The organism is Cohnella kolymensis, assembly GCF_000829465.1.
Classification (GTDB): Bacteria; Bacillota; Bacilli; order Paenibacillales; family Paenibacillaceae; genus Cohnella; species Cohnella kolymensis.
Genome location: NZ_JXAL01000001.1, coordinates 673,202 through 689,912, shown reverse-complemented (window position 1 = coordinate 689,912; position 16,711 = coordinate 673,202). Strand labels below are relative to the sequence as shown.

The following is a 16,711-nucleotide window of genomic DNA, read 5'->3' as shown; positions in this document are numbered from 1 at the left end:
TTAAACTAAAACTATAAGAATTTACCAATTAATATTTTTTCAAAAGGGTGATTGTTTGGCTGGGAATATACTTTATATACCTTATACGATCGTTATGATCATTGGTCTGATTATTCTCGGTGCAGTGATCATCTTTAAAAAAAGTAAAACAGCCGCTAAAAATTTCTTTATTTTTTCGATTCCCATTTTTATTTTATTTCAATTTTATTTTTGGAATTTAGAATTCAATGACTATGTGAAAAGCTATTTGTTCCCAAGTAAAGTATTTGAATGTGAATATGTAGAAGAACTGAAAAACATATCTATTCCTCTTCCTGAAAGAACCGTATTTAAAGGAAAATCAGATGGCTGCTCTCTATTTTATTCAACCTATGTGAATGTTAGTGAGTTTAAATCCTTCTATCAGGAAGAGTTAAGGACGCTGAAAAGTAAAGGGATCATTCAAGAATATAAATATACTGAACTTAGTGATAATGATGGGACTGAAAATAAGGGGTTTGCAGCAGAACTGCCATCGGGTTCGAAGATTAATTTTTTTATACAAAGAAGAGAAGGTTCAGGGTTAATTTCAATCGCTTATGAACCTAATAATTAAGTGTAACGATCTATCGCGAAGAGGCAGGTGAACAGGATGAACAATGGTATTACAATCGAGCCTTCTTTTACGCAGAACTTCCAAACTGTAACGCTGGGTATGGGCTGCTTTTGGAGTCCTGATGCCTTGTTCGGTCATTTGCCTGGTGTAGTGAGAACGCGTGTCGGTTATGCCGGAGGAACAGCAGCAAATCCAACTTACCGTGACATGGGGGATCATTCCGAGACTGTTGAGATCGATTATGATCCTTCAATGATATCGTTGAAAGAGATTTTGAATGTTTTTTGGAGCAACCACAATCCGATTAATATTAATGGTTATAAAGGAAAGCAGTATATGTCCCTAATATTATATCGCGATAAAAATCAAAATGAGCCCATACAACAGGTGAAGCAGCGGCAAGAACAAGAAAAGGGGAAGCTTGAAACGCGCGTTGAGCCTTATTCGGGATTTTACTTGGCAGAAGATCGACACCAGAAGCATTACTTGAAAAGGTATCCGAACGCGATCGAAAAGATAAGTACCCTGTATCCTTCTGAAGAAGGTCTGACGAATTCCACTTTAGCCTCACGTTTGAACGGTTTGGCGAAGGGATATACAAACTTGGAACAGATCAAGAATGAAATTAACCAATGGCCGACAAGTTTACACAATCGTGAAATGATGGTTAATCTCATCAAGCAAATTCGATGGTAGGCTTTTGTGGTTTTCTATTTCACATCGATTAGGGGCATTTGCTTCCGTTTGGCTTTGCGGAAGAGATACACGGCGGTGGCAGCGGCGCCAATATCCCCGCAGATGATGTCCGCCATGGTGTCGACAAGGCTGTCATTTTGAGAATGGAGTCCGAATATGCGGTCCGTAGTGAACTCGTAGATTTCCCAGCAACCGGCCATCGCGGCGGCGAAAAACAGAGCGAACCAAACGGCAGCCCCGGAGCTCGGCCGGTTAACGCCATCTTTTTCCGTCGTTTTTTTATAGATCAGCAAACCGACAAAGCACAGGATGATTCCCGACAATAGATGCTCGACTTTATCCAGATAGGGGATCACGCCGTAAAACCCGAACAAGTTCGCAATAAACATCGTCAACGTGATGAAGAACAGAATTGAAAACCGCAAGGCGGGAAAGAGTTCAGTCCTCGTCCATCTCACAGTAAGCCGAATGAGCGTCAAAACAACCACAATCAGAACGGGTTGGAGCATTTTGAAATGAATCCCCCGCGCCCAAAAATAAATGAAGCAAACGGCGGCCAGTATGTACAAGGCAAGCTCGAAAACATCGTTCGCTCGATCTGTCCGTTTTTGCGGATTCATGAACACCCCTCCCTTCGCCCAATGGCGATAAGATCATCATTTTAAAAAGCATTAAACTTATTGTGATGAAATAAACCTCCCTTAATTATTTAAGGAGATAAACAACATTATTCACGATAAAAAAGCACCTCCTAAGCGGAAGTGCTAATTGTGTAGGCATTTAAAATTAGCGATCCTTCAAACCTTTAAGTGTTTCGTCGTACTGCTCTTAAATTGAACGGCGGGAAGCCAGCCACCGCATCATCTCCGGCTTGCTCTGCCAAATGTGATAATGGGTTTTCGCGTATACAACAGCTTCCCTGTCATCGCCATATCCGATGTATTCGGGCATTTGGCGGGGAATCTTTTTCATGCCTAAAAGATATTTCAGCACAAAAGGATTCTGCTTAGCCGCCTTTTTCAGGTATGAATCGAGCTTATCCGAGAGACCGTGAAGGCCATACTCGATCAGTAGTCGGTTATAGTTAAAACTCGCTGTTGCGTCTTCGTCGTACTGTTTAATTAAGGCAGCACCCTTTTTCCATTCTTCAAGCTCGAGGTATGCGATCAACAACAACTCACGCACGCCTTGATTATCGTTCGGATTTAACTCCAGAAGTTCAACATAATGCTTGATGGCTTCAGAATTATTTTCCATAAGCGAGCATGTTTCGGCATAACCTTTTTTGGCTCTCATGTAGGGACGAGTGGGAACATAACCCCAGAAATGTCCGCGATTCTCCTTGAAACAAGCCTCCCCCAAATCACGCTCGCCGGCTAACATCCCCTGTTTATAGTAAAACGCGGTCTCTTTGAGATTGGTCGCGGCGTTCTCGGCAAGAATGTTGTATGCATCTGCGCTGTCCGTATAAAGCTGAAGAGCTGCGTTGGCCATTTCGACACGTTTCTTGGGATTTGGCTCGTCCCATGCGGAGTATAAAAGCTCCTCTGCCTGACTTTTCTTAGAGGGCGGCTTCTTAGGGAGTGGTTTCTGCGCTTGTCCGCGCAACTGATTATTCAGGAAGTTGTTCATTTCATCTATGGAGTCAAAATTCTGATCTTCAAGCAAAGAGCCTATTTGTTGCATGGCTTGCTCCATACCCAGTCTGCTTACAGGGTGCGCATGATCACTCAAGGGATCAAGAGCATTGTCCAAATGAGGCAGGGTGCAATCCGCGAAGTCCATAATGTCATGGGTGCGTTGTGAGATGGTTGCCACCGATACGTTGTATTTTTCGGCCAATTGAGACTGGGTCACTTCATGTCCATAAATTAGGCAAAGGCAATACTCTAAGGCAGCGGGGAAAACACCCGCTTTTTTCGTTACGGGAGTTTCGGAGCTGGAGTAATCGTTCCAGAGCCTAATCGCCAGATCTATTTCGACTGGTGGATATAACCCTTCCGTATTGTTAAATAAGTGCACGGCAATTAACCTGTAAAGCTCATTCCCCCACACTAATTCTTCATTGATGAGGCGCGGGATGGAAATATGCGACGGATCCGGCTTCGAGATAATTCTTGTCACATGGCTTGCTTCGTCTTTTTGAAGGCAGCAGCGCTTGTACTTGTTCCCGCTGCCGCAATGACAGGGGTCGTTTCTCCCTAACTTTTGCATGTAGACCCTCCGTATTTCACAACTTATTTACATACAAGGTAACAAGAAACGACAAGCTTGACAAGACGGCCCCATTGGCACTTAGTCCCAGACAAAAAGCCCTGACCCGCATGGGCCAGGGGCTTTCATGTATGCTATCGTGACTTGACGATAATTTTACGGATGCTTTCACCCGACAAATGATACTTTTGTTCCAAGTCCGCAATGGACCAGCCGTTCGTATAGCAGCGCGCAATTTCCTCGTTTCGTTCGGAAAGCTGCTGTCTTGCGCCGCTTCTTTCGCCCCAGCTCGCTCGCTGCTGCGCCGGCTTGGGGATATAGATGACTTCACCTTGGATGTACTTCTGAAGCTCCGACAGTAAATTAGGGGGAAGCACATCTCTTCCATTCTTGTAATTCACGATAAACGTCCTCCTGGAACAGGTTATTTCTCTTAAGATGACTTGTTGTGAATGTCATGTTCATCGTTTATCCTGCCTCCTCTCGGCTCGTTTATAAATGCGAAAAAACCGTGCAGTATCAACGGTTTTAAAAAAGGGAGGCCTCTCGGCCTCCCCCTATATTGGCCCTCCCCGACTAGACGGAGAGCACCTCCATATGATTGATCAACTTGATCATCTCCTTTCCTAGGAAATCGTCGGCCGGCCCGACAACTTTATTTTACATCCAATCTATGGAAGGTAAAAGTGAAAAAACGATTATAATCGAACTTTACCAGGTTTCATGAATCGACATTTCGTGTACACAAGATGAAAAAGGGAGGTTTTCTATAAATATGAATGCGATTACAATCGTCATAGCATCAGCGTGTATTCTAGCAATAGCCTATCGTCTATACGGGACATTCATGGCTGTAAAAGTACTTCGTATTGAAGACTCCAAGCCCACACCGGCCCACACTTTGGAGGATGGCAAGGATTATGTCCCAACGAACCGCTGGGTCGTGTTCGGACATCATTTTGCGGCCATAGCGGCGGCGGGACCTCTGGTCGGACCCGTGCTTGCAGCGCAGTTCGGGTATCTGCCCGGTCTTCTATGGATCTTGATCGGTGCCGTCTTGGGTGGTGCCGTGCATGACATGGTGGTCCTGTTCGCCTCGATGCGACAGGAAGGGAAGTCACTTTCCGAAGTGGCCAAGAAAGAATTGGGACCGGTCGCAGGTTTCTGTACAGGCCTGGCTATGCTGTTCATCATTACGATCACGATGGCCGGTCTATCCATGGTCGTGCTTCACGCATTGGAGAAAAATCCATGGGGAACCTTCGCTGTTGGAATGACCATACCGATTGCGATGGCAGTGGGTCTATATCAAAGAAAGACCGGCGATCTGAAAAAGGCGTCTATTTTCGGGATTATTCTGGTCATGGGAGCCGTGATTGCCGGACCTTACATTCAGGACACGGCGCTCGGTCAGATGCTCACATTGGATATTAAGACGTTGTCTTGGATTCTTCCCGTTTATGCTTTCTTTGCGGCCGCGCTGCCGGTATGGCTGCTGCTTGCGCCGCGCGACTACTTGAGCAGTTTTATGAAAATAGGTGTATTCGTCGCGTTAATTGCAGGTGTATTTATCGTGAATCCGGCTATTCAGTTCCCGGCTTTCACTGATTTCATAAACGGAGGCGGGCCCATTATCGCCGGACCTGTGTGGCCTTTTGTATCGATTACGATCGCCTGCGGAGCGATTTCCGGCTTTCATGCGTTTATCGGTTCCGGCACCACACCGAAAATGCTCAACCGTTGGAAGGATATCAAAATGGTTGGCTTTGGCGCAATGCTCGTAGAGAGCATGGTTGCGGTTATGGCGCTGATCGCGGCAACAGTGCTTCATCCAGCCGATTATTTTGCCATTAATACATCGCCCGAAAAGTTCCAAGCGCTCGGCATGACCGTTCAACACCTGCCGCAATTAAGTCAGGAGATCGGCTTAGGACTGGAAGGAAGGACGGGTGGAGCTGTCAGTCTGGCTGTAGGGATGACCGATGTTTTTAGAAGCATTCCTTGGTTTGATCACATGGCAGCTTACTTTTTCCAATTTGTCATCATGTTTGAGGCGGTGTTCATTTTGACCGCAATCGATGCCGGAACACGGGTTTCCCGTTATATCATTCAAGATTTTCTGGGCACGTTCATTTCGCCGCTCCGAAGGACTGATTGGACGCCAGGCGTCATCTTCTCCAGCGCGTTGGCTTGTTTCCTGTGGGGCTACTTGCTGTATTCCGGAGATATCAGCTCCATTTGGGTTCTTTTCGGTGTATCTAATCAGTTGATGGCAGCCATAGGGTTAATCATAGGCACCACAGTCATCCTGAAGTTCGCAAACAAGCGTATCTATGCATTGACTTGTCTCGTACCGCTCGTTTATCTGTATGCAACCGTAACGTATGCAGCATATTGGATGGTTACGAAGGTTTATCTTGGTCCCGGCCCGGGACACAGTGTTCTGAATGCGGTGTTGTCCTTAATCATGATGGTACTCGGGGTCGTTATTATTGTCACCGCCATCGGCAAATGGGTACGGTTGTGGAAGCGGCCTGAATTGCCATTGGATCCGGCGGTCAGTTCGAGCAGGGCATTGTGATTCAAATATTGCAGAAAGCGTTTAATAACTGCTGATAGTTTAAGGGCGGATAGCAGGCGATTACTAACCGACTCCAATCGGTTCTCCGAAAGGAGGTGAAATTCAAATGTGTAAAGGCGTAAGAGGCCGTGATTGGATACAAATGACGTTGGTCATCATTCTGATGGCTTTGTTTGGAATGCTTATCCTTGTTATCCAGCCGCCGAAAGTATCCGCAATGCTGCAAGAGGCAGCGGTACCGAACGGATCGCAGCAAGTACTTAACCCGATCGAAGGCGGTATGGATCAGATCGCATCCGGAGAGACCGTCGACAAGCTGGCGAATAGCACAGAACTGACGAATCCCGCAGATTCCGTTATTTCTGAGCAAAGCGTACCGGAAACTACCGGAATTGTAGACAATACGATTGATAGAATAGTGGATCCGGTTGCCTCGCAGCCAGTTGCAGAGGTGCCGCCGCTGACGGTGGAAACAGCGGCGGGAAAGTTAGAGGCACCCGCCATTAAGGTTGACCCAAAGGACGTAAGTAAGCCGATCCGCTCGATCCGGGATACGGCAGTGGAACCGGCCACGGTAACGAAGCCGCTGGTTGATGACATGCCGGATCCCGAAGAAGTGTTGGCGGAAATAGATTTGCCCAAGGATGAAAACTCGAATGTAGATCTGCCGGAGACGGTGTTGTCCGATGAGGATTTGTCCAATGCGCAGGCAGGTTCGGTGCAGAAGGAAACGGTTGTTATCGGTATTGCTTCGGCAACGAAGAATTACAGCGGAGCTTCGCATAAACGAACACAATCGCAAGACAGTCCGATAAATCCAGCGTCTAAAAGGCCGATGCCATTTCCGGAACAAGCAATTAATGCTTCACAGGTCACACTGGCATCCGGAGCCGGCGGCGGACAACCTGCCGGATCCGGTTCAGCATCGCCGGCCGGCGGGTGGATGGCGTTGGCGGACACATCAGCAGACGGCAATCCGAATGACTCGGCACGAAAAATCTTCAGCGGCTATCTGCTGGGGTTCGACCAGTGGTGTCAGCCTCCACCGGAACATCCTCCAATGGCACACTTCTTCTCTCAACATTTTGATGATTAAAACAAACTCAAAAATGAGAAGGAGTGTTTCCAAATGAATAAAGTAAGTCAATGGGTGAAGGTTTCGGTGTTCTCTGGTGCAAGTATTGGGATTGTTTGCTGCCGGCCAAGTCGGCTATGCTGCCGGCGAGGGCAGCCTCAGCTTGGGCTTGAACCACGAAGTTCAAGCGGCAACGAAGGTCGGTACTTCGATGGCAACGGGATCCGCAGCTACAGTGGATGTACAAGCCGCGGTTCAAAGTACCGTTGATGCTGCGATTGATAAGGCGCTTGCTGCTACGCTTGCTGCACAGTCTGATGCGAATGCCGCGCTGACAAACGTCAGCGAACTGAAGGCTGATGTGAGCTCCAGCTCCGACACTGCAGTCGCCGGCAACGTTGATACTGCAATCGAAAGTAAGACAGATACTCAAGCTGATCTTAAAATCGGCAGCGGGATGGCGGCCGACCTGATGATGGGTTCAGCGGCCAATGGGGTCATCCAAGCTTCGGCAGAAAACAAAGTTGATGCCGGCGTGGAGATGAACGCTGACAGCCAACTTATGGCTGGTCTGACCTCCGCTGTTGCAGGTGACACGAAAGTACAAGCTGCAGTCGAAGGCAAAGCTAATGTTAGTGCTAAAGCTAAAGCTAATGCTAATGCTGTAACAAACGTTGGAAGCTTTGGAAAATTAACTGCCAAGCTCACTAAAAGTGCCACTCTCAATGCGACAGCAGATGCTAAGGCAACTGCTGGGGCCAATGCGAATGCCGAGTTGGGGAGCGACAGTGAATTCGCTGTCGACCTCACCGACTACGCAACAATTGATGCAGCGGTTCATGCTAAGGTCGCGAGCGAGGCAAAAGCCTATGCTGATATCGCGGGCAGCAGCGAATTCACAACTGACTTCAAAGCTGACTTCAACGCCAATGTGTCAATCGACACGGATGTTCAGGCTGATGTGCAAGGTAAAGCCGACGTCAATGGTCAGCTTGAAAGCAACAGCCGGTTGACGACCGACTTGAGCAGTGATGCGAAATTCGGAGCGGATGCTCAAGCCAGTGTCGAAGGCACAGCAGACTTTAGCGGCGAAGCTGCATTCGAAGCGGACGCACAGGCAAATGCTGAGTTCAGCGGCCAATCCAGTACCGAAGCTTAAATGCACAACCTATTGAGTAAATAGCAAACCAAAACACCGTGTTAGCCGGGATCTTTCCTGCTGCACGGTGTTTTCTCATATTAATGCGCAGCTTTCAACAACTGCGCCAAACGATCCCTCATAAAGGTGAGATCCATTTCTCGGCGGACAGCCCACGGCCAAATTCGTGAAATCGTAGTTCACGGTCGGTCCCCATAATTCCTGCAAAAATATAGAAACCTCTTCTCCATACGTCTCGGTATCTTTTTTGCGCAAGTTGTCCCGAACCCAGCCGCTTACATTCGGGTGAATAAAGCGTTCCTCAAATGGCCGGATTGCCGGCATCTCAGACATCCAATCAAACTCATATTCAAGAGCCGATTCATCACATGAAACCAATTGTCCTGCTTGATCGAAAACGATGTATCCCTTGGTAACCCTGTGTTTGTAAAAGAACCGATCGTCCTGATTAGCCATAAACATGATGAGCCCAATGATCCGTTCAGCATGTTCTGGGTGATGGCTGTTCAAGTAATTCCGCAAAGGGGCAAATGCCCGATCCAGCCATTGTTGTGTGATTTTCTTAGGAGTGACTACTTTCTTGTACATAAACATCCTCCTCCGCAACAAAAAAACACCGCGCATACAGAGTCGAATTCTCTGCAGGCACGGTGCTTCCGTGTTTGTTTTAATTTGTGACTAGAGTATAGCATGACATGGACAATTTCTTCAATGCCATCTTGCCAAAACAAATGCCAGACGCCCGGTCAATATAGCTATCATCTCGGACGGTGTTCCGATGAATGGAGTCGGCTGCCAGCTGCCGCGATGGTTCGCGATGCAAAGCATGAATTCGTTGCTTCGAAACCGGGTTAGAATGGCACGATAAGCTTCATTTTCATGTTCAATGGAATAGATCACTAGATTGCTGTCGTGAATGCGAACTGAGAGGTGCGTGAATGAGAGTGCGTGGAGCTTCTTTTGTATGAGCGTATGTGCCCAATGCAAAGCCAGACTCAATGGATGCGGCCTCCCGGACAATATCATCCTTTGTATTCGACGATGGGCTTGATCACTTGCGCGATGAGTTTGATTTTCTCTGCGGAGCAGCCTTGAAGCATATCTATTATTTCGTTTCGCATATATTCGTCGGTTGATGTATTGGTTCCGTGCAAAATGTATTCCGGAGAGGTCTCCAGTACAGCGCATATTTTATCCAGATTATCAAGATTTACAGGGGTTCTTCCTCTTTCAATCTTGCTTATGTAGGCATTGGACACGTCCATTGACTCAGCCAAAATCTCTTGTGTGATCCCTTTATCTTCGCGAGCCTTTCTAATTCGATTGCCGATCATCTGATTATCGAAACTCACAGTTATCACCCAATGAGAATATAACAAGACTGCAGTTTTCATAACATGCTTGTGAATTCAACATTAACCTATAGGTTGAGATGACCTGCAAAAAAAACACAGACCGTGAGCGTTTTCTAAGTTACATTGAAGCAGATGCAACTTTTTCTCTTTCTGCGTGTCTTTATTGAAAGGAGTATTTGCTAAATATCCTGTTATAAAAACATAAGGAGAGATACGGTTGCAGATACAACTCAAAAAAAAGTATTTATACTCTGCTATTTTGATTATTTTCTTCATTGGGTGGTTTAGTTGGCTTTTCATTGAATCTTCACAAACTCACAAGATGGAAGCCAGAGTAAAGGGACTGCTGGGCACAGCATTACAGAAAGCGGCGACTGACACTCCCCGTGTTAAAGTGATGAATAACGGTAAAGAATTTTACGGGCCCGATTTAAATAACTCCCACTTCATGTCTAGCGTATATTCAAGACTTAACTTAGTCATGTTTGAGGGGCTGCAAAGCCAAACGTCCCCTTTTTCCAAGATGGAAAGCCTTAAAATGGATACTGACTACATATCTCAACTTCACGCAGAAGCGACAGTTAAATTTGTTGTTTTTGCGGGGCTGACGAAAACCATAACTGTATCCGAGACGATACAAGCACCTAGATATAAGGAAATCACGGGGCTTGCGGAGATGGATAGGTAGAGAGGGCTATCTGACAACACAAAAATTGAATTCATCATCCGAGAGGCGGGAATAAACCATTTAATTAGTTAGGAGTAAACAATGTGAAGCATAAATTTTTAGCAGGTGCAATGTCAGTGCTTCACCCAGGATTAGGACAGATATATAAGCGAGAATTCAAAAAGGGCTTCAAGTATGTAATAATTCCATTCATTTGTTGCTTATTGTATCTATTGTTTAGTATACATTGGCTATTTTTTATGTTCCCTATGCTAGGGTTGTTACTTTTTGTATCTTTTTTTTTGGTTGTATCAAATTATTGAGGCAATTGTAAAAGCTTCACCTGAAGAACCAGAGTTGCTTGAAGGTGTATGAAAGAAGTGGATTTTTCTTCTATTAGTAACTAGCATCGTCATAATTGATCTAGCATTCTTCTTCAATCTTTACACATTATTTTTTTGAATCTATTATTCTCTAATTTGAAGCTGTCAACATTGTTTAGTATTGTAATCGCTTACATTCATAGCTTGCTCAATTAGTCAAAACCGTTGAAAACGATAAACGAGCACCATTAATAACATTAATGACTGTGAACAAATTCGGCGAATATGTAACATATTATTGGGTCTTGTTAAATTAACGGATTACGATTGTGCAGTAATGAAACAGAAATGAAAAATGTAACTTAAGGGCTCTTTAAGCAACATTTCATGAAAGGTCCGTGAAATAAATGCCGCAACTTGCATTTAGAAATTACGTGCTTAGTTCGGTTGAACCGATTGTTAGTCATGGATTATATGAAATGTCACTTACCTCGCCCTCTCACGCCATGTTCGAAGTTGCGGCCACCAGTTTTTTGGTGGGCAGGGGATACAACTTTCTTACCGCTCGTCGTATCGTTGAATCATGGGAAGTTAGTGAATCATTTCCTCCTTTTCAGATAACCCCGGGATATTATTATCCACATGTCTATTGATGTTTACTCACTTCTTTGCCATCTCATCGTTGCGGAAGGGCACGGGTAAGTGAAGGGTGACGGAACCTGCTGCTTTCGGTCTTGGTCTATTCAGACAGCCTTCACTAATGAGATCATGCCCTGCAAAACCTTGTCCAGGATGTAACGCAGAACGACGAAAATAACACAGACAACACTAATCAACAAAACGAACGAAACCAGCAAAGTCAAAACAGCGAATATCATTGTCGATTTTGTGCGGATCAAAAAGTGATGCGAGCGCAGGCGGTTTTCAGTATCGGATGGCGACTCATGGCGGTCATCGGTCCAAATATGCCGAATGACATGGCTTGGCGAAATCCGGGGTAACTTATTTTTTTGTTCACTATCCTTTTGGTTTTACAAACACAGCTGCAAGGAATGAAAAGATGATCGCGGCGGAAATCCCTGCGCTGGTAACTTCAAATATCCCCGTTATAACCCCAATCCACCCATTACTTTGTAATTCCTGCAAAGCCCCATGTACAAGTGAATTACCAAAGCTTGTAATGGGTACAGTTGCGCCAGCACCTGCGAATTTGATAAGCGGGTCATAAAGTCCGAGCCCATCAAAGGCGGCTCCTAGCACCACCAGCAGCGTCATCGTATGCGCTGGATCCATTTTAAACACATCGAAACATATTTGTCCGAAAACACAGATGGCTCCGCCAATAATAAAAGCCCATAAAAAGATCATTTGTAGCCTCCTCCATTCTCAATGGATACCGCATGAGCAACACAAGGAATGCTTTCACCTTGTTGGAAAGAAATTGGGGATAATAATGCACCGGTAGCCACGATCAAAATTCGGTTTAATTCCCCCTTACGCATTCGTTTCAGCAGATGTCCATAAGTAACAACCGCAGAACACCCACAGCCGCTTGCGCCTGCTTGTACCGACTGTTTTTGGTAGTCGTAAATCATCATTCCGCAGTCGTAATATTCGGTTTGTTTGATCGGTACATGATGTTTTTCAAATAAGTCACATGCAATTTCGTAGCCTACCTTGGAAAGATCTCCGGTAACAATAAGGTCATAGTACCCGGGTTGTATTTGCAGGTCCCGTAGATGAGCTTGAATCGTGTCGACAGCGGCGGGTGCCATGGCAGCGCCCATATTAAATGGATCAGTAAGGCCCATATCGATAACTCTGCCAATTGTCGCTGATGTGACGGCCATACCTTCGCCTTCTTGCGAAACAACAGATGCACCAGCCCCCGTTACCGTAAATTGCGCTGTCGGCGGTTTCTGAGAACCATACTCCGTCGGATAACGGTATTGTTTTTCTGCAGCGGAATTATGGCTGCAAGCAGCAGCGAGCACATACTTAGCTGAACGGGAATTTATCAAATTTGCGGCTATCGCCAAACTTTCCATTGAAGTAGAGCATGCTCCAAACACCCCTAGATAAGGAATTGCCAACGTGCGCGCAGCGAAGCTGGTGCTTATGATTTGATTCATTAGATCCCCGCCGATAAAGAAATTAATCTGTTCCTTGGTCAACCCTGCATTCTCCACAGCCAGCTTCGACGCTTCCTCCAGCAACGTCTTCTCCGCTTTTTCCCAGCTTTCCTGGCCTAACATTAAATCCCCATGGATTATGTCAAAATCGTTCGCGAGCGGTCCCTGTCCTTCAAATGGACCGACAACGGTTGCGGCAGCACGTATGATCGGACGATTCTCAAATGTCCAGCTTTGGTATCCTTGCAGCATGCTTATTTCCCTCCTAAAGCGTTTGGATTGAACAGCAGATGCAGGATAGCCACAATAAATGCGGCGACAGTACCGTAAACAATGACAGGCCCGGCAACTTTAAACATTTTCCCGCCAACGCCTAAGACAAGTCCCTCACTTCGGTGTTCTATAGCAGCCGAAGCCATCGTATTGGCAAAACCGGTAACAGGTACAGCAGATCCGGCACCGGCAAATTGAGCGATCTTATCGTATACACCCAAGCTGGTTAAAATGACAGAAATCAGGATTAATATTGCAACCGTAGGATTGCCTGCCTCTTTCTCATTAAAACCGGCATAATGGACAAAAATCTCCTGGATCCCTTGACCCAACAAACAGATCGCTCCACCCACCAGAAAGGCACGAACACAATTTTTAGAAACCGGTCTGGCCGGTTCTCTTTTTTTGGCCAGTTCTTTATATTCCTGCTGCACGGCAGTCAGGTTCTTCCTTTTGTTGTTCGCCATGACAATTCTCCTTTATCGATGAAGTACGGGTTTCAGCTCCGCGATGACGCGCTCCATTTGTTTCGCGCACTGCTCGTACATCTCTTTTGTCTTTTTATGTCTCGTTGTCAACCCAAACAACATCAGATCGGCTTCGCATTTTTTTAATATGGCGAACAGAGCTGCCTTTTTTTGCGGCAAAGGCACTTTAATTTGATCGTCAAATAAATCCACATACAATTGACCGTATGAATCGACTTGCCCAAGAAACACATTTTCAATCGGCACACCCAACTTGTTTAACTCCGTATTTAACCATTGCCGACTTAACCCGATTGTGGCCAACGGCTCGTCCATTATTTTTCCGTCCATAATAACCGTTTGAGGCTCCTGCTCGGGCGCCACTTTGATTCCAAGATGCTTTGGGGTAAGCGGTTGATTATCACGCGTCAAGAGAACGTTAATCTCACCGCTGGGTTCCATGATCGCAAACTCGACGTCAGCAGCTTTAAATACCATTTTCTTTCGCAGCTGCTCCATGAGTTCATCGGTGGTCAGCCTTACTTGTTTCAGATTGTCTTCCATTATTTTGCCGTCTTTTATCAATACAGTTGCTTTGTGGTCAATAAAATCCCGTGCTTTTTTACTCTTTATCTGGAGGAATTCAATGCCCAAAGTAACAAGACCCCAAACCCCTATAGCGATTATTCCTAAATACCAAGACGCGTCTGTATCTAAAGAAATGTAAGCTGCCAAGCTGCCGAGCGTAATACCGGTGATGTATTCAAACATCGACAGCTCGGATACTTGTCTTTTACCCAAGACCTTAGTCATAGCGAAAAGAACAACTACCGCTATTAACGTTCGATAAGCAACTTCCAATCCAGTGGGCACGGTACGATCCTCCTTTAGTCAACATTACCTCCGCATCAAGATTGTGTGCCGAAATGCCCTGTATAAGCCGAGAAATGTTTTCCCACGAATGGAAGCAGGAATGGTTTAACAACGCATAACGGTTTGACAAATGGGAATGCGTAATTAGATTTACTGAAATTACCTTGTATCATCATGATTAAAACGAACATATTATTTTTGTTACTTTTTAGCGAGTGGTGAGTTAGGCATTTAGCAGCAGAGGAGGTGAGCGTAGCAATGACTGTAGCATCTCAGGTGAAAACATGCATGGCTTCTTTAAAAAGTGCGCAAGCTAGCCTTGAACAGTTTGCTCTGGAAACGGAAAATCAGGAAGCTAAAAATCTTTTTACAAATGCAGCGCAGCAAACACAAGAAATCCTTCAACAAGTGGAAAACCGTGTTTCACAAATAGAAAACCAAGAACCTCAATATAAAGGTTTTTAAAAATACAGATCTGATGGATATAAGTCTCTATTCTATAACCAGAAAAACTTAAGCTTTGAGCGCCCTTTCACCCGCCCTAACAGGAAGTGCAAGGGCGTTCTTTATATTGGCACCAACCACAAGGTGAGCACCCGGTATGATAAATATCACTTCTTTTGGGTAACCTAAGATGCAGGAAGTTCCATTGATAAAAAACGTTACAATAGGAAACACTGCCAAGCGAAATATCATGAAATTCATGATATGTTTCGGAAAGTATACTTAGAAAAAACAGTTGATGAACTTTCGGAAATCATAGAAAGAAAATGGTTCGACTATAAAGTTACTGCACTAACGGCGATAGCATAAACTACGTAGGGCTGCTGCCTTGTATATTTCAGGTTACAACTACATCAAAGCGAACTACCTGAAACTTCAACTTAACATGTGATTAGGCCTGAGGTGCAAATAGGCACCTCTTTTGTATTAAGCTAACGGGCACAATACTGGAATACACGGCTGTTCGGCGACACTTTTTTTGTGCAACTAACCACTTGAAAGAGGAGGAGCTTCATTCCAAGCCATGCGTCTGTAACCCTTGCTGGAAATAAACGTAATTAAGTTTTTGATTACTACCAACAACGAGGCAATTTTTATTCAGAATCTGAGGAAGATCGCCCATTAAAAAATAAGGTAGCTACGTGGTCAGCATTAGCGGGGGTCGTTTCGTTTGCGATTGCTGGTTTGATTTATTTCATCGAATGAGAGAAATAAGAAAAAGCCGCCGGCGCGGCAGCTCTCTGTGGTATCACCCTTCTTTTTTCTTCACCGGAATGTAGATGTCGATCTGCAGAAGCTCATGTTTGTCCTGATGGCATCTTTCGTCGTACCATTCGAATTCCGGCCCGCCGGAGTGCTCGTATCCCGAATGCGGGAACCATTCCCCGAATATTGTCATCCAGGTCGACTGGATCGACGAAACGAAATCTTCATGCCTCGCTTTTGGCGTCGTGAAGACTGCATAGGTCGCTTCGGGGAACTCCCTGCATACCAAATCCTCCGGCACATTGCCGAAATGCTCGGCCTCCATCCCGATGATGTAAGAGAAGCGGCTGGTATCCATTTCGAAATCCGTACACAGTCCGAGTTCCACCACGCTGTCTTTGTGAACCGCGTTCGGTATTCTTTCTCCCTTTCTCTCTTCCAAATAGCGCTGCCAGAACGCCGGAATTTCTTTGTTGTTCTGTCCTTCCTCACTCGTAGTGCGGAGCTCGTACCCGATCAGTTTGAATGCCGGTTTGGTGACGATACGGTAATCCATTCGAATTCCTCCCAAGTATGGATTGAATCTGCGGCTCAGAACGTCGGCCTTCGGATAGGCGGGTGTGCGGATCCCGCTCTTCCGATACTCTCCTGGCGTCATGCCGAACAGCTTCTTGAAAGCGCGGGTAAACGTTTCATGGGTTTGAAAGCCGTGATCCAGCGCAATGTCGACGATTCTCTTGTCCAGATTCGCGACCTCCCTTGCTGCTCTCGCAAGCCTTCTTTTCCGGACATATTCCATTACCGGATCTCCCACCATGGTTTGGAAGACGCGATGAAAGTGATAGTCGGAAAAGCCGGTGATTTCCGCGAGCTCATGAAGCGACAGCGAATCCCCCAAATGGAGCTCGATGTGCTCAATCGTCTTCTGGATGCTTTTGTGATAGCCCATTTGACGTGTTCCCCTCCTTTCGTGGACTAAATGTAACATGTATCCCCGGGGGGTTCTTGACGTTTTTTGCTGCGGCATGCAGAAAGAAATCCTACTTTAAACGGGTACGACATTTCAATAAACTAAAAGGGTGGGATAGTTGT

The 16,711-nt window shown here is 45.7% G+C and carries 18 protein-coding genes; 7 read left to right on the top strand and 11 right to left on the bottom strand.

Annotation, left to right across the window (positions count from 1 at the left end):
• Nucleotides 1-55 precede the first annotated feature (55 nt).
• A complete protein-coding gene (locus SD71_RS03295) occupies nt 56-595 on the top strand; it encodes a hypothetical protein (protein WP_041059363.1) in 540 nt (179 codons plus the stop codon).
• Between the two features lie 36 nt (nt 596-631).
• Nucleotides 632-1,291: a peptide-methionine (S)-S-oxide reductase MsrA gene (msrA, locus tag SD71_RS03290; RefSeq protein ID WP_041059359.1), complete on the top strand. Its 660-nt coding sequence runs from the start codon at nt 632-634 to the stop codon at nt 1,289-1,291.
• Between the two features lie 14 nt (nt 1,292-1,305).
• On the opposite strand, the gene SD71_RS03285 is transcribed toward msrA, so the two are convergent.
• The 3 genes from SD71_RS03285 to SD71_RS03275 form a co-directional block, all read right to left on the bottom strand.
• Entirely contained in the window at nt 1,306-1,911 is a 606-nt protein-coding gene (locus SD71_RS03285; protein ID WP_052475886.1) for a hypothetical protein, read from the bottom strand.
• 208 nt (nt 1,912-2,119) lie between these two features.
• On the bottom strand, nt 2,120-3,505 hold the full coding sequence (locus SD71_RS21885; protein WP_052475885.1) for an SEC-C metal-binding domain-containing protein: 1,386 nt from the start codon (nt 3,503-3,505) through the stop codon (nt 2,120-2,122).
• A 134-nt stretch (nt 3,506-3,639) separates the two neighbouring features.
• Nucleotides 3,640-3,906: a CD3324 family protein gene (locus SD71_RS03275; protein WP_041059355.1), complete on the bottom strand. Its 267-nt coding sequence runs from the start codon at nt 3,904-3,906 to the stop codon at nt 3,640-3,642.
• 374 nt (nt 3,907-4,280) lie between these two features.
• Here SD71_RS03275 and SD71_RS03270 point away from each other — a divergent pair, with 374 nt between their 5' ends.
• The 3 genes from SD71_RS03270 to SD71_RS03260 all read left to right on the top strand — a co-directional run bounded on the left by SD71_RS03270 (nt 4,281) and on the right by SD71_RS03260 (nt 8,320).
• A complete protein-coding gene (locus SD71_RS03270; RefSeq protein ID WP_041059352.1) occupies nt 4,281-6,086 on the top strand; it encodes a carbon starvation CstA family protein in 1,806 nt (601 codons plus the stop codon).
• A 106-nt stretch (nt 6,087-6,192) separates the two neighbouring features.
• Nucleotides 6,193-7,182: a hypothetical protein gene (locus tag SD71_RS03265; protein ID WP_041059349.1), complete on the top strand. Its 990-nt coding sequence runs from the start codon at nt 6,193-6,195 to the stop codon at nt 7,180-7,182.
• A gap of 76 nt (nt 7,183-7,258) precedes the next feature.
• The gene (locus SD71_RS03260; protein ID WP_041059347.1) at nt 7,259-8,320 is read left to right on the top strand and encodes a hypothetical protein; all 1,062 of its coding nucleotides are present in this window, start codon (nt 7,259-7,261) and stop codon (nt 8,318-8,320) included.
• A 75-nt stretch (nt 8,321-8,395) separates the two neighbouring features.
• On the opposite strand, the gene SD71_RS03255 is transcribed toward SD71_RS03260, so the two are convergent.
• The 3 genes from SD71_RS03255 to SD71_RS03245 all read right to left on the bottom strand — a co-directional run bounded on the left by SD71_RS03255 (nt 8,396) and on the right by SD71_RS03245 (nt 9,672).
• Nucleotides 8,396-8,908 carry a hypothetical protein gene (locus SD71_RS03255; protein WP_041059344.1) on the bottom strand — a complete coding sequence of 171 codons (513 nt, stop codon included), beginning with the start codon at nt 8,906-8,908 and terminating at the stop codon, nt 8,396-8,398.
• A gap of 120 nt (nt 8,909-9,028) precedes the next feature.
• A complete protein-coding gene (locus SD71_RS03250) occupies nt 9,029-9,319 on the bottom strand; it encodes a hypothetical protein (RefSeq protein WP_041059341.1) in 291 nt (96 codons plus the stop codon).
• A gap of 23 nt (nt 9,320-9,342) precedes the next feature.
• The gene (locus SD71_RS03245) at nt 9,343-9,672 is read right to left on the bottom strand and encodes a helix-turn-helix domain-containing protein (RefSeq protein WP_200889544.1); all 330 of its coding nucleotides are present in this window, start codon (nt 9,670-9,672) and stop codon (nt 9,343-9,345) included.
• Between the two features lie 220 nt (nt 9,673-9,892).
• Between SD71_RS03245 and SD71_RS03240 the strand changes: the two genes are divergently transcribed.
• Entirely contained in the window at nt 9,893-10,363 is a 471-nt protein-coding gene (locus SD71_RS03240) for a hypothetical protein (protein ID WP_041059339.1), read from the top strand.
• 1,319 nt (nt 10,364-11,682) lie between these two features.
• Here the strand turns inward: SD71_RS03240 and spoVAE are convergent.
• From spoVAE to SD71_RS03220, 4 genes are read right to left on the bottom strand one after another with little or no spacing between them, the layout of a single operon-like run.
• The gene (spoVAE, locus tag SD71_RS03235) at nt 11,683-12,033 is read right to left on the bottom strand and encodes a stage V sporulation protein AE (protein ID WP_041059337.1); all 351 of its coding nucleotides are present in this window, start codon (nt 12,031-12,033) and stop codon (nt 11,683-11,685) included.
• Nucleotides 12,030-13,049: a stage V sporulation protein AD gene (gene spoVAD / locus SD71_RS03230; RefSeq protein WP_041059335.1), complete on the bottom strand. Its 1,020-nt coding sequence runs from the start codon at nt 13,047-13,049 to the stop codon at nt 12,030-12,032. Before spoVAD ends, spoVAE begins: the two co-directional genes overlap by 4 nt.
• A 2-nt stretch (nt 13,050-13,051) precedes the next feature.
• A complete protein-coding gene (gene spoVAC / locus SD71_RS03225; protein WP_041059332.1) occupies nt 13,052-13,537 on the bottom strand; it encodes a stage V sporulation protein AC in 486 nt (161 codons plus the stop codon).
• A gap of 12 nt (nt 13,538-13,549) precedes the next feature.
• Complete coding sequence (locus SD71_RS03220; RefSeq protein ID WP_041059329.1) at nt 13,550-14,410, bottom strand: DUF421 domain-containing protein; 861 nt, start codon at nt 14,408-14,410, stop codon at nt 13,550-13,552.
• 258 nt (nt 14,411-14,668) lie between these two features.
• On the opposite strand from SD71_RS03220, the gene SD71_RS03215 reads away from it, so the two are divergent.
• On the top strand, nt 14,669-14,875 hold the full coding sequence (locus SD71_RS03215) for a DUF1657 domain-containing protein (RefSeq protein WP_041059325.1): 207 nt from the start codon (nt 14,669-14,671) through the stop codon (nt 14,873-14,875).
• 787 nt (nt 14,876-15,662) lie between these two features.
• Here the strand turns inward: SD71_RS03215 and SD71_RS03210 are convergent.
• Entirely contained in the window at nt 15,663-16,568 is a 906-nt protein-coding gene (locus SD71_RS03210) for an AraC family transcriptional regulator (protein ID WP_041059323.1), read from the bottom strand.
• Nucleotides 16,569-16,711 lie beyond the last annotated feature (143 nt).